The following is a 12215-nucleotide window of genomic DNA, read 5'->3' on the forward strand; positions in this document are numbered from 1 at the left end:
GGAGGGCAGGTCGATCACACGGCCCGGTAGTCGGGCTTGCGCTTGTTCAGGAAGGCGCTGATGCCTTCGCGGCCTTCGGGCCCATCGGCAGCAGCGGCAATGGTCGCCGCTTCGGCTTCGAGTTGTTCGGTAAGGCCGCGCGTCTGGCCTTCGACCAGCAGCTTGCGCACCGCGCCCAGCGCGCGCGTCGGCGCGGCCACCAGCTTGGCCACCAGCGCTTCGGTTTCGGCTTCCAGCGCGTCTGCCGCGACGGTGCGCGTCACCAGCCCCAGCGTCACGGCGTCGGCGGCGCTGACGCGGCGGTTTGTCAGGATTATCTCCTGCGCCGTCCGCAGCCCGACAAGGCGCGGCAGCAGCCAGCTCATGCCGCCATCGGGCGTTACGCCGATCCCGGTATAGGCGGCGGTGAAGTGGCTGGCCTCGCTCGCCAGCACGATGTCGCCCAGCGCCACGAGGCTCAGCCCGGCGCCCGCCGCAGGCCCGTGCACCACGACGACCAGCGGCTTGGCCATCCCGGCCAGCACCAGCACGGCTTCGTGCAGCTTGTCGGCCAGCGCGCGCAGGAATGCGCCCATCTGGTCGCCCGCTGCCGCAAAGCCGCCGATGTCGCCGCCCACGCAGAACATCCGCCCTGCGCCCGACAGCACGACGCAGCGCACGGCTGCGTCATACGCGCAGGCGCGCGCCGCCGCCAGCAGGTCTTCGGCCACGCTCATGTCGATGGCGTTGCCCTGATCGGGGCGGTTGAGGACGATGCGGCCGACGCCATCGGCCACGGTCCAGGTCACGCTGCTCATCGGCACTTCTCCATCGCTTCGCGGGCCAGCGCGGCCAGACGCGGGAACGCTTCGGCGCGTTCCTTGGCCTGCGCGTTGGTCGCGGTGCCGCGCAACACGCGGCCCTTGATCCCGTGGAAGATCGCGGCCAGCCGGAAGAAGTTGAACGCGAGGTAGAAGTCCCAGTTGGGAATCCCGTCACGCCCCGTCCGCTGGCAATAGGCTGCGATGTATTCGGCTTCGGTGGGCAGGCCCAGTTCGACCGGGTCCAGTCCGCCGATCCCCGCCACGATGTCCGCGGGCATGCGGTACATCATCGCGTGGTAGGCAAAGTCCGCCAGCGGGTGCCCCAACGTCGAAAGCTCCCAGTCCAGCACCGCGACCACGCGCGGTTCGGTGGGGTGGAAGATCATGTTGTCGCAGCGGAAATCGCCGTGGACCACGCTGGTCTCGTCGCCCTCGGGGATCGCCGTCGGCAGCCATTCGACCAGCGCGTCCATGTCCGGGTTGCGCCCGGCCAGTTCGTCGTCGAGGTACTGCTTCGACCAGCGCCCGATCTGCCGTGCGAAATAGTTGCCGGGCTTGCCATAGTCGGACAGGCCCGCCGCTTCGACATCGACCGAATGCAGCGCCGCGATCGTCGCGTTCATCGCGTCGTAGTAGGCGGCGCGGTTTTCCTTGGGCACCTCGGTGAAGCCCGCATCCCAGAAGATGCGACCTTCGACCATGCCCATCACGTAGAACGCGCTGCCCAGCACGGCGTCATCGTCGCACACGCCATGAATCGGCGGCACCGGCACGGGCGTATTGGCGAGGCCCTTGAGCACCTTGGCCTCGCGCAGCACGTCGTGCGCGCCCTTCAGCAGCGGCCCCGGCGGCTTGCGACGCAGCACGTATTGCGCGCCAGGCGTGGTCAGGCGGTAGGTCGGGTTCGACTGGCCGCCGTTGAACTGGCCGACGGTGAGCGGCCCGGCATAGCCCGCCACGTTCGCTTCCAGCCAGCGTTCGAGCGCGGCCTGGTCGAGAGCGACGCGAACGTCGCCCACGCCTTCGTTGGCCTTGGCAATGTCGTCAGACATTGGCGTGCTTCCAGTCGCGGCGGATCTTCTTGGCGAGGCTCCACTTGTGAACCTCGGTCGGGCCGTCATAGATGCGGAAGGCACGCACTTCGCGGAACATCGTCTCGACGATGGTCTTGTCGGTCACGCCCGTGCCGCCCATCACCTGCACGCACTTGTCGGCGATGCGCATCAGCGCTTCCGACACGGCGACCTTGGTCATCGAGCTTTCCACCGTGCCGAGCGAGCCGGTGTCGAGCACGCTGGCGCACCAGTCGATCATCAGCTCGCACTGCTTGATGTCGATCATGTTCTCGGCGAGCATGAAGCCGACGCCTTCGTGGTCGATCAGCGTCTTGCCGAAGGCCATGCGGCGGTTGGCGTAATCGCTGGCGATTTCCTGCGCGCGGATGCAGCCGCCCAGCCAGCGCATGCAGTGCGACAGGCGGGCAGGGCTGAGGCGGATCTGCGCGTACTTGAAGCCTTCGCCCGCATCGCCGAGCATCTGGTCGGCGGGCACGCGCAGGTCCACGATGTCGATCTCGGCATGGCTGCCGGGCATCGAGCTGTCGATGGTGTTGGGCACGTGGGTGATGCGGATCGCCGGGTCGGGCAGGTCGACGAGGAACATGCACGCGCCGCCCTTGCTGTCGGGATCTTCCGACTTGGCCATGACGATGCCCACCTTGGCGCCTTCTGCGCCGGTGATGAAGGCCTTCTTGCCGTTGATCACCCAGTGGTTGCCGTCCTTGCGGCAAGTGGTGATCATCATCGACGGGTCCGCGCCCGCGCCGCCCAGTTCGGCGGGCTCGGTCATGAAGAAGGCCGAGCGCGCGGTGCCTTCGACCATCGGCTTGAGGAAGCGTTCCTTCAGCATCGGGCTGCCGACGTGGCCGAGCAGGTACATGTTGCCTTCATCGGGCGCGCCGGTGTTGCAGGCGAGCATGCCGAGCGGCGAAAGGCCCGACTTGATCAGGATCACCGCGGTTTCGCGCTGGTTGAAGTGGCTGCCATCGGGGCGGATGTGCGGGGTCAGCACGCCAGCTTCGCGGGCAAGGCCGCGCAAGTGCTGGACCAGTTCGTCGGTCGGCGCGCCATGGTGGTCGCGGCGCGTGTCCTTTTCATAGGGGACCACCACTTCGCGCACGAACTTTTCGACGCGCGCGGCCATGTCCAACGCTTCGGTGCTGATCGTCATCTTGCCCTCGATGTTCTGTTAACCGGACGATTAATCGCATCGTCCATAGGCGGGCGGCGCGCTTGCGCCAACCCGCCATTGTGCTGGCCTGATGGCCTTACTTCGCGCCCATGCGGATCGCGCCGTCGAGGCGGATCGTCTCGGCGTTGATCATCGGGTTCTCGATGATCGACTGCGCCAGCTGCGCGTATTCCTCGGGCTTGCCGAGGCGGCTGGGGAAGGGAACCTGCTTGCCCAGCGAATCCTGCGCTTCCTGCGGCAGCGAAGCGAGCATCGGCGTCCAGAAGATGCCCGGCGCGATGGTGTTCACGCGGATGCCATAGCGGGCGAACTCGCGCGCCACGGGCAGTGCCATGCCATGCACGCCCGCCTTCGAGGCGGCATAGGCGGCCTGGCCGACCTGGCCTTCGAACGCCGCGACCGAGGCGGTGTTGATGATCACGCCGCGCTCTTCACCCACCAACTCGGCGTCGAAGATGCGCGAGGCGAACTTCGACAGCACGTTGAAGGTGCCGATCAGGTTGATGTTCACGATCTTGGCGAAATCGGCGAGCGCGATCGCGCTGCCGTCGCGGTTCAGCACCTTCGCCGGCGGGGCGATGCCCGCGCAGTTGACGAGGATGCGCGCCTTGCCGTGCGCGGCTTCGGCGGCTTCGAGGCCGGCCTGCACCGAGGCTTCGTCGGTCACGTTGACGCTGAAGAACTTGCCGCCGATTTCCTTGGCCAGCGCTTCACCGGCTTCGGCGTTGAGGTCGAACAGCGCAACCTTGGCGCCCAGCGAAGCCAGCCGCGTGGCGGTTGCGGCGCCAAGGCCCGATGCGCCGCCGGTGACAACCGCGGCGAGTCCGTTGATCTGCATTCGTGCACTCCCGATCGAGAAAAATCTACTAGCGAGTAGATTGCATTCCAGTGGGTAAAATGTCAATCGAAAGGCGTGAACGAAACCCCTGCCCAAAACGCCAAGTCGTCGCCAGCATCGCCTTTCGCCGATGCCGCGCAGCGCAAGGCCGCGAGGCTGGCAAAGCGCGAAGCGGTGCTGCTCGCGGCGGTGCGGATGTTCAACGAGCGCGGCTTTCATGCGACCTCGCTCGATGACGTGGCGTTCAGCCTCGGCGTGTCGAAGCCGACGATCTACCACTACCTTGGCAACAAGGATCAGGTGCTGCTCGAATGCGTCTCGATCGGCCTCGCCCAGTTGCAGCAGGCGGCGGACGAGGCGCGCGCGCGACCGGGGCGGGGCATCGACCGGCTGCGCTTCTTCCTCGAACGCTATGCCCAGGTGAACATGGAGGACTTCGGCCGCTGCGTGATCCGCACGGGCGAGGAACTGCTGTCGCCGACAAGCGCCGCCCGCTTCCGCGCGAAGAAGCGCGAGATCGACGACGCCCTGCGCGCGCTGATCGAGGAAGGCATGGCCGACGGCTCCGTCGCCGCCTCCGATCCGCGCCTGCTCGCCTTCACGCTGGCGGGCGCGCTCAACTGGCCCGCGCGCTGGTTCGATCCCACCGGCCCGCTGACTCGCGAACAGGCCGCGCACGGCATGGTCGAAGTTCTCCTCAACGGTTTCGCCCCGCGCGCGGACTGATCCGTCCTTTTCCCCACCGAATCCCCTGCCGCGCTTGCAAATCGGCGGAATCTGGCCGAATCTTCCCCCATGCTTCCGGCAATCTTCGGCCTGTCCGGCCCGGTCCTCACCGACGACGAGCGCGCCTTCTTCCGCGATGCGGACCCGGCGGGCTACATCCTGTTCGGCCGCAACGTCGAAAGCCGCGCGCAATTGCGTGCGCTGACCGACGATCTGCGCGCGCTTCATGGCCGGATGCGCACTTTCATCTGCATCGACCAGGAAGGGGGCCGCGTCGCCCGGATGAAGCCGCCGGTCTGGGCCGCCTATCCTCCCGGCGAACGCTTCGACCGGCTGTGGGATACAGCGCCCGCCAGCGCGATCGAGGCGATGCGCGCCAATGCCGAAGCGCTGGGCCTCGATCTGGCCGAGGCCGGGATCAGCGTCGATTGCCTCCCGCTGCTCGATGTGCGCGAACCCGGCGCGCACGACGTGATCGGCGACCGCGCGCTGGGCAGCGAACCCTTGCGCGTCGCCGCGCTGGGCCGCGCCACGCTTGATGGCCTGCTGCGGGCAGGCGTCATGGGTGTGGTCAAGCATATGCCCGGCCACGGCCGCGCGCAGGCCGACAGCCACAAGGAGCTGCCCACCGTTACCGCTTCGGCGGAGGAACTGGAGCGCGACTTGCGGCCCTTCCGCAGGCTCAAGGATGCCGCCGTGGCCATGACCGCGCACGTCCGCTTCACCGCGTGGGACGACCAGAACCCGGCCACCCATTCGGCTTTCGTGATCGAGGAGATCATCCGCAAGCAGATCGGCTTCGACGGCCTGCTGCTCACCGACGATCTCGACATGCAGGCGTTGGGCGGCACCGTGCCCGACCGCGCCGCCCGCGCGCAGGCTGCGGGCTGCGACATCGCCTTGAATTGCTGGGCGAAGATGGACGACATGGTCGGCATCGCGCAGGCGCTGTCGCCGATGAGCGCCAAGACCGCCGAGCGGCTGGAGCGCGCGCTGGTGCCGACCGCCGCCTTCGACGGCCCGATCGACATGGCCGCGCAAGCCGCGTTGGTGGACAAGCGCGACAAGCTGCTCGCGCTTGTTGGATGAAAAGGGGCGCGTGATGGAAGAGGCCGCCTCCCCCTCCAGCCTGTTCGATGGCGACGAGGTGTGGGACGGCCTGCCCGCCAGCGCCCCTGCGCGCGACGACGCGGCGCTCTATCTGGAGCTTGAGAACTGGGAAGGCCCGCTCGACTTGCTGCTCGATCTCGCGCGGCGGCAGAAGGTCGATCTGCGCACGATCTCGATCCTCGATCTCGTTGACCAGTACCTCGGCTATATCGACCGTGCCGAGGCGATGCGGCTGGAACTGGCTGCCGACTATCTCGTGATGGCGGCATGGCTCGCTTACCTCAAGTCGCTGCTGCTGCTGCCGCGCGACCCCGAGATGCAGCCTTCGCCCGAAGAACTCGCGCTGCGCCTGCAACTGCGCCTGCAACGGCTCGGCGCGATGCGCGAGGCAGGCGCGCGGCTGATGGGGCGCGACCGGCTGGGCCGCGACGTGTTCCTGCGCGCGGCGCCCGAAGGCCTGCGCGTCGATCGTCGCCACCGCTGGACCTGCGACCTGTTCGACGTGATCCAGGCCTATGGCGCGGTCAAGGCGCGCACCGCGCCGGTCGTCCACATGGTGCGCGAACGCGCGGTGATGACGCTCGAATCCGCGCTTTCGCGCGTGGCGGCGCTGCTTGGCACCTCGCTCGAATGGCAGGACTTGCGCAGCTTCCTGCCGCCGCGCGCGGAGCCGGGTTGGGAAGACCCGATGCTGCGCCGCTCGGCGCTCGCCTCCAGCTTCGTCGCTGCGCTTGAACTCGCCAAGCAGGGCAAGGCGGAGATCCTGCAGGACGAGACGTTCGGCCCGATCCTCGTGCGTGCGCTCGCCGCATGAGCGCGCCCGATGACCTCGTTCGCGCGGTGGAAGCGACACTGTTCGCCAGCGAAAAGCCCCTGACCGCAGAAGAGATTTCCCGCCATCTCGGTGGCGCGATGGTCCGTTCGGCGCTGGCCGAGTTGGCCGCGCACTATGAGGGGCGGGGCATCGAGCTGGTCGAGCGGGGCGGGCGCTGGCACTTCCAGACGGCGGGCGACCTTGCCCACCTGCTCCGCCGCGAAAAGGAGGACGTGCGCCGCCTGTCGCGCGCGGCGACCGAGGCGCTGGCCATCGTCGCCTACCACGAACCCGTCAGCCGTGCGGAAATCGAGGCGATCCGTGGCGTCCAGACCGCCAAGGGCACGCTGGACGTGTTGATGGAGGCAGGCTGGGTGCGCGTGGCGGGCCGCCGCGAAGTGCCGGGCCGCCCCACGATCTATGCGACGACGCCCGAATTCCTCGCGCATTTCAGCCTTTCCAGCCGCCGCGACCTGCCCGGAATCGACGAATTGCGCGCGGCGGGCCTGCTCGATCCGGTGGACGACGCCTATGCGCTATTGACGGGGGGCGAGGACGGAGACAGGGGGCCGAACTCGGAAAAGGAAGATGAATCTTCCTGAGCATTGCTGGCAAGTTGGACAGCGATGTCCTATCTGGGGGCCGAAGGAGAATTGAAATGGGTGGCCTTTCCCTACCGCACCTGATCATCCTGGCGCTGGTGGTCCTGATCCTGTTCGGCCGTGGCCGCATTTCCGAAATGATGGGCGATTTCGGCAAGGGCATCAAAAGCTTCAAGCAAGGCATGAACGAAGAGACCGACCGTCCCGTCGGCCCGCCGCCCGCGCAGTTGCAGCAGCAGGTGCCGCCGCCTGTCGCCCCGCAGCCGGTTCCGACCGAGCAGCAGAACAACGGCCCTGTCGCCTGATTTCCCTCGTTTTTCAGGCTGACGCATGTTCGATGTAGCGCCTTCGGAGCTGCTGCTGGTGGTCATCGTGGCGATCGTCGTGATCGGCCCGAAGGATCTGCCCATGGCGCTGCGCACCGCAGGCCGCTGGATCGGGCGGATTCGGCGCGTTTCCAATCACTTCCGTTCCGGCATCGAAACCATGATCCGCGAGGCGGAGCTGGAGGAGATGGAGCGCAAGTGGAAGGAGCAGAACGCCGCGATCATGGCTGCGCATCCCACCCCGGATGCCGCCGCCGGCCAGACCGTGGAGGCCGCTTCGGACCAGAATCAGGCGTTCCCTCAACCCCTTGCGCCCGAAATCGCGGCGCATGGGCTGACGGCACCTGACGATACCCGAACGACACCTGACCATACACCGGATGCACCTGAGGCACCCCAGGAGGCACCCAAGGCGCCATGATCCCGGTACGCGACATCGACGAGACGCAGGCCCCGCTGATGGACCACCTGGTCGAACTGCGCGCGCGCCTGCTGCGCTGCGTTTACGCGCTCGCGATCGCCTCGGCGGTGTCGTACTATTTCGTCGACCAGATCCTCGCGATCCTCGTCCATCCGCTGTCGACCGCGTTCCCCGACGGCCACGGGAAGCTGATCTATACCAAGCTCTATTCGGCGTTCTTCGTGAACCTTAAGGTGGCGCTGTTCTCGGGCTTCCTGTTCAGCTTCCCGGTCGTCGCCAACCAGCTCTGGGCCTTCGTCGCGCCGGGGCTTTATGCGCGCGAGAAGAAAGCGTTTCTGCCGTTCCTGATCGCCACGCCGGTGCTGTTCGGCATGGGGGCGAGCCTTGCCTACTTCGTCGTGATGCCGACCGCCTTCAAATGGTTCGTGGGCTTCCAGGGCGACAAGGGCGGGCTGCAGCTGGAAGCATTGCCGGGGATCGAGGAGTATCTCAGCCTCGTCATGCAGTTCATCCTGGCCTTCGGGGTGAGCTTCCTGCTGCCGGTGCTGCTGATGCTGTTGCAGCGCGCCGGGATCGTCGAGCGCAAGCAGCTGGTGGCCGCGCGCCGCTACGTGATCGTCGGCATCACCGCGCTCGCTGCCGTGATCACGCCGCCGGACGTGGTGTCGCAGCTCATGCTCGCGGTGCCGTTGGTGGTGCTGTTCGAAGGCACGCTGATCGTCATGCGCTTCGTCGAAAAGCGCGAGGCGCTGGCAAAGGCGGCCGAAGAATCCTCGCAGGCAGCCACCCCGGTTCCCTGATCCAGAACGGGATCGGGGCAGGCGGCGCATCGCCACCCGCCCCGAGACGAGACATCGTATTCATTCGCGCCTTCATCCGGTCGGCCCCGCATCGGACGGGATGGGGGGAGGTGCCCTGGCGGGACCGCACCGGATACGACAGGGGATGGAAGGTGTACGCCTGAAAACCCGTCGTAACGCAGGCATCGGGGGAACCGCAGCGCCCCCTCAGCCCTTCCGCGTCGCGCCCCTAACGGCCCTTGGACGTTTTGGTTTCCGACCCGGTTGATCCTTTCGCCTCCGGATCGGAAGCATCCCACACCTTGCCGCCGCCGACCCACGTTTCCAGCACGCGGGTCTTGCGGATGTCCGCCGGGCTGGCGGTCATCGGATCGGTATCGACAAGGATGAAATCGGCGCGTTGGCCGGGGGCAAGCCGTCCGAAGCGGTTTTCGGCGAATCCGGCGTAAGCGGCCTTGCTGGTATAGCCCGCCAGCGCGGTGGCGCGGTCGACCTTTTCCTGGGGTTGCCAGCCGCCGGCAGGCTGCCCGTTTTCGTCCTCGCGGCTGATTGCCGCCGCGATTCCGGCCCAGGGATCGGGCAGTTCGACCGGGCTGTCCGATCCGAACGCCAGCGTCGCGCCAGCGCCTTTCAGCGATTTCCACGCATAGGCCCCGGCGAGGCGATCCGGCCCCAGCCGCGCTTCGGCCATGACCCGGTCCGACGTCTGGTGGACCGGCTGCATCGATGCGACCACCCCGCCGTTTGCGGCGATGCGGGTCACGATCGGCCAGTCCTTCGGATCGATCACTTGCGCGTGCTCGATCCGCCAGCGCCGGTCGCCCTTGTAGGTTTCGGTCAGGTCCGCGATCGCGCCCAGCAGCACGGCGTTGCCTTGATCGCCGATGGCGTGGACCGCGACCTGGAAGTTGTCCATCGCCGCGCGGCTCATCAGGTTGCCGAGCTGCGTCTGGCTCAACTGCGGCAGCCCGCGCGTATCGGGCTTGTCGGCATAGGGCGCTTTGAGCCACGCCCCGCGCGATCCCAGCGCGCCGTCCATGTAGAGCTTGACCCCGCCCATGCGCAGCCGATCGGCGTAGAGCCAGGGCGACGGGCCCGGGCCCGCGATCAGCGTCATCGCGTCCACGCCCGAGGCATAGGACATGATCCGGACGTAGAGCTGGTTGGCGTCGCCGGCGCGGCGGAAGGCCTGCCAATCCCTGATCTCGGTGCCCATGTCGGCGACGGCGGTAAGGCCGCGCCGGAAGAAATCGTGCTGCGCCAGTTGCAGCGCCGCATCGTAATCGCGCGGGGACGGGGCCGGCACCGCCTTGTCCACCAACGCCATCGCTGCGTCGACCAGCACGCCCGCGGGCGTGCCATCGGCCTTGCGTTCGATGCTGCCGCCTGCCGCCGCCTGCGCGGCGGCGGTCACGCTTGCGGCCTTGAGCGCGGCGCTGTTGGCCCAGCCCGCATGACCATCGACGCGCGACAGCCAGACCGGACGATCGGGCACGGCGGCATCGAGTTCGGCGGCGGTGGGAAAGCGGCCCAGCTTCCAGCGTTCCTGGTTCCAGCCGCGTCCGATGATCCACGCCCGATCGGGATGCGCGGCGGCGAAGGCGGCGATCTTGCTCAGCGCATCGGCCAGCGAGGTCGTTTCCGACAGGTCGAGCGTCATCGCGGCAAAGCCGGTGGACATGACGTGGACGTGCGCGTCGATCAGGCCCGGCAGCAGCACGCGGCCCTGCCCGTCGATGTGGAACTTCACGCCCTTCTTCGATGGCTTCTGCCCGGGCGCATAGACCGCCTTGATGGTGCCCGCATCGTCGAGCACCATCGCACCGATCTGCGCGACCGAGCCATCGGGCACGAGCGTGTAGCCCTTGAAGTTGTCCACCAGCACATCGGCGTGGGCCGGGGTGGCAAGCGTGGTGGCGAGGAGGAGGGGCAGGAGCATCTTGGAGGTCATCAACAGGCCTTCGTTTGCGGCGCTGCCCACCCGCTGCGACCAGGCAGCCCTTCGGACGACCAGGTCTCGCGTCCCTCCCGCAGGCGGGAGGGGAAGGGGGTGGGCAGCGTCAAAGCACTGCCTCAACGCTAATGCACGAGAAAGGTTACGCCGAGCCCTTTTTCGGCAGTCGCCGGATCAGCGCGCTGGTGTCCTCGCGCCCGCCGCCCAATGCCTGCACATCGGCATAGAACTGGTCGATCAGCGCAGTGGTGGGAACGCTTGCGCCCAGGTTGCGCGCTTCCTCGATGGCGAGGCCCAGGTCCTTGCGCATCCAGTCGACCGCGAAGCCGAAGTCGAACTCGCCCTTGGCCATCGTGTGGAAGCGGTTGTCCATCTGCCAGGACTGCGCCGCGCCGCCGGAAATGGCGTCGAACACCTTGTCGAGATCGAGCCGCGCGGCCTGCGCGAAGCGGATCGCTTCGGACAGGCCCGCCAGCGCGCCCGCGATGCACATCTGGTTGGCCATCTTGGCGGTCTGGCCCGCGCCCGACTTGCCCACGTGGACCACGCGCTTGGCATAGGCGGCTAGCACGGGCCGGGCCGCCTCGATCGCCTTTTCGCTGCCGCCGCACATGATCGCCAGCGTGCCTGCTTCCGCGCCCGACTGCCCGCCGGTGACGGGTGCGTCGACGCACAGCAGTTCCTTGTCGCGCCCTTCCACCGCGATCTGGCGGGCGATCCGCGCCGAAACCGTGGTGTGGTCGATGAACAGCGCCCCGCGCTTCAGGCTGGCGAAGGCGCCGGTAGGGCTGAGCACGACATCGGCGAGGTCGTCGTCATTGCCGACGCAGGTGATCACCGCGTCCGCGCCCTCGGCGGCTTCGGCAGGGGTTGCGGCGATTCGCTCGACGAGTCCGGGATTGGCCGCCTGCCACGCCTCGATCCGCGCGGGCGAGCGGTTGTAGATGGTCAGGCGATGTCCGGCCTTGCCCAGATGCCGTGCCATCGCCCCGCCCATCACGCCGAGGCCGATCATCGATACGTTCAGTTTGTCGCTCATGGATGCGTTCTTAACCGCTTCGTTTGGCGGCGCCACCCCTTGCGGAACGGCTATGGCGGTGAACCGCTTCCCCCCTTGCCGGATGCGGGGGCGGCAGGCTACCGACGCCCCCCATGCTGAAGCCTAAGAAAATCCGCGCTTTCATCCAGTTGGCAGAGCAATTCGCGTTCTGGATCGCCGCCACGGGCGCGGTGACGATGGCGGTGCTGCCCAAGCCGCCGCGCGTGCCGCTCGATCGCTATGGCGACAAGGTGGAGCACATGATCGCGTTTGCCACGCTGTCGCTGCTGGCGGTGCTGGCCTTTCCGCGCATGCCGCGCCTGCGTATCGCCGAGCGGCTGTCGTTCCTTGGCGCGCTGATCGAGGTCCTGCAATCGATCCCGGCGCTGCACCGCGATTGCGACATCCGCGACTGGATCGCCGATACGATCGCCATCGTCGTGGTGGTGGCGGTGATGAACCTCGTGCGCCCGATGCGTCGGGATTGAGGCAAGCTGCGGGTTTTCTTGCGCGCCGCTTTCGACTACGGGCG

At 67.6% G+C, this 12215-nt stretch carries 14 protein-coding genes; 8 read left to right on the plus strand and 6 right to left on the minus strand.

The window, feature by feature from the left end; genetic code table 11:
* Window positions 1–14: 14 nt before the first annotated feature.
* The 4 genes from K3A84_RS06215 to K3A84_RS06230 all read right to left on the minus strand — a co-directional run bounded on the left by K3A84_RS06215 (window position 15) and on the right by K3A84_RS06230 (window position 3891).
* Entirely contained in the window at window positions 15–797 is a 783-nt protein-coding gene (locus tag K3A84_RS06215; RefSeq protein ID WP_225008461.1) for an enoyl-CoA hydratase/isomerase family protein, read from the minus strand.
* A complete protein-coding gene (locus tag K3A84_RS06220; protein ID WP_225008462.1) occupies window positions 794–1855 on the minus strand; it encodes a phosphotransferase in 1062 nt (353 codons plus the stop codon). Before K3A84_RS06220 ends, K3A84_RS06215 begins: the two co-directional genes overlap by 4 nt.
* On the minus strand, window positions 1848–3032 hold the full coding sequence (locus K3A84_RS06225; protein ID WP_225008463.1) for an acyl-CoA dehydrogenase family protein: 1185 nt from the start codon (window positions 3030–3032) through the stop codon (window positions 1848–1850). The genes K3A84_RS06220 and K3A84_RS06225 overlap by 8 nt, the downstream gene beginning before the upstream one ends.
* A gap of 97 nt (window positions 3033–3129) precedes the next feature.
* Window positions 3130–3891: an SDR family NAD(P)-dependent oxidoreductase gene (locus K3A84_RS06230; protein ID WP_225008464.1), complete on the minus strand. Its 762-nt coding sequence runs from the start codon at window positions 3889–3891 to the stop codon at window positions 3130–3132.
* Between the two features lie 75 nt (window positions 3892–3966).
* Here K3A84_RS06230 and K3A84_RS06235 point away from each other — a divergent pair, with 75 nt between their 5' ends.
* From K3A84_RS06235 to tatC, 7 genes are all read left to right on the plus strand, one after another.
* Window positions 3967–4617, plus strand: coding sequence for a TetR/AcrR family transcriptional regulator (locus tag K3A84_RS06235; RefSeq protein ID WP_404823113.1), 651 nt, complete (start codon window positions 3967–3969; stop codon window positions 4615–4617).
* A gap of 69 nt (window positions 4618–4686) precedes the next feature.
* Window positions 4687–5706 (plus strand): beta-N-acetylhexosaminidase, encoded by a 1020-nt coding sequence (nagZ, locus tag K3A84_RS06240; protein ID WP_225008465.1) that lies wholly within the window; start codon window positions 4687–4689, stop codon window positions 5704–5706.
* A 13-nt stretch (window positions 5707–5719) separates the two neighbouring features.
* The gene (locus K3A84_RS06245) at window positions 5720–6541 is read left to right on the plus strand and encodes a segregation and condensation protein A (RefSeq protein ID WP_225008466.1); all 822 of its coding nucleotides are present in this window, start codon (window positions 5720–5722) and stop codon (window positions 6539–6541) included.
* Entirely contained in the window at window positions 6538–7143 is a 606-nt protein-coding gene (gene scpB / locus K3A84_RS06250; RefSeq protein ID WP_225008467.1) for an SMC-Scp complex subunit ScpB, read from the plus strand. The genes K3A84_RS06245 and scpB overlap by 4 nt, the downstream gene beginning before the upstream one ends.
* A gap of 56 nt (window positions 7144–7199) precedes the next feature.
* The gene (locus K3A84_RS06255) at window positions 7200–7448 is read left to right on the plus strand and encodes a Sec-independent protein translocase subunit TatA (RefSeq protein WP_225008468.1); all 249 of its coding nucleotides are present in this window, start codon (window positions 7200–7202) and stop codon (window positions 7446–7448) included.
* A gap of 25 nt (window positions 7449–7473) precedes the next feature.
* Window positions 7474–7890, plus strand: a complete 417-nt coding sequence (gene tatB / locus K3A84_RS06260; RefSeq protein WP_225008469.1) for a Sec-independent protein translocase protein TatB — start codon at window positions 7474–7476, stop codon at window positions 7888–7890.
* Entirely contained in the window at window positions 7887–8690 is an 804-nt protein-coding gene (gene tatC, locus K3A84_RS06265; protein ID WP_225008470.1) for a twin-arginine translocase subunit TatC, read from the plus strand. Before tatB ends, tatC begins: the two co-directional genes overlap by 4 nt.
* A gap of 229 nt (window positions 8691–8919) precedes the next feature.
* On the opposite strand, the gene K3A84_RS06270 is transcribed toward tatC, so the two are convergent.
* Both K3A84_RS06270 and K3A84_RS06275 read right to left on the minus strand, forming a co-directional pair.
* Window positions 8920–10641 carry an amidohydrolase gene (locus tag K3A84_RS06270; RefSeq protein ID WP_225008471.1) on the minus strand — a complete coding sequence of 574 codons (1722 nt, stop codon included), beginning with the start codon at window positions 10639–10641 and terminating at the stop codon, window positions 8920–8922.
* Window positions 10642–10786: 145 nt separating this feature from the next.
* Complete coding sequence (locus tag K3A84_RS06275) at window positions 10787–11683, minus strand: NAD(P)-dependent oxidoreductase (RefSeq protein WP_225008472.1); 897 nt, start codon at window positions 11681–11683, stop codon at window positions 10787–10789.
* A gap of 113 nt (window positions 11684–11796) precedes the next feature.
* On the opposite strand from K3A84_RS06275, the gene K3A84_RS06280 reads away from it, so the two are divergent.
* Entirely contained in the window at window positions 11797–12171 is a 375-nt protein-coding gene (locus K3A84_RS06280) for a VanZ family protein (protein WP_225008473.1), read from the plus strand.
* The last annotated feature ends 44 nt before the right edge of the window (window positions 12172–12215 follow it).

This window comes from Novosphingobium percolationis, from assembly GCF_020179425.1.
Lineage (GTDB): Bacteria > Pseudomonadota > Alphaproteobacteria > Sphingomonadales > Sphingomonadaceae > Novosphingobium > Novosphingobium percolationis.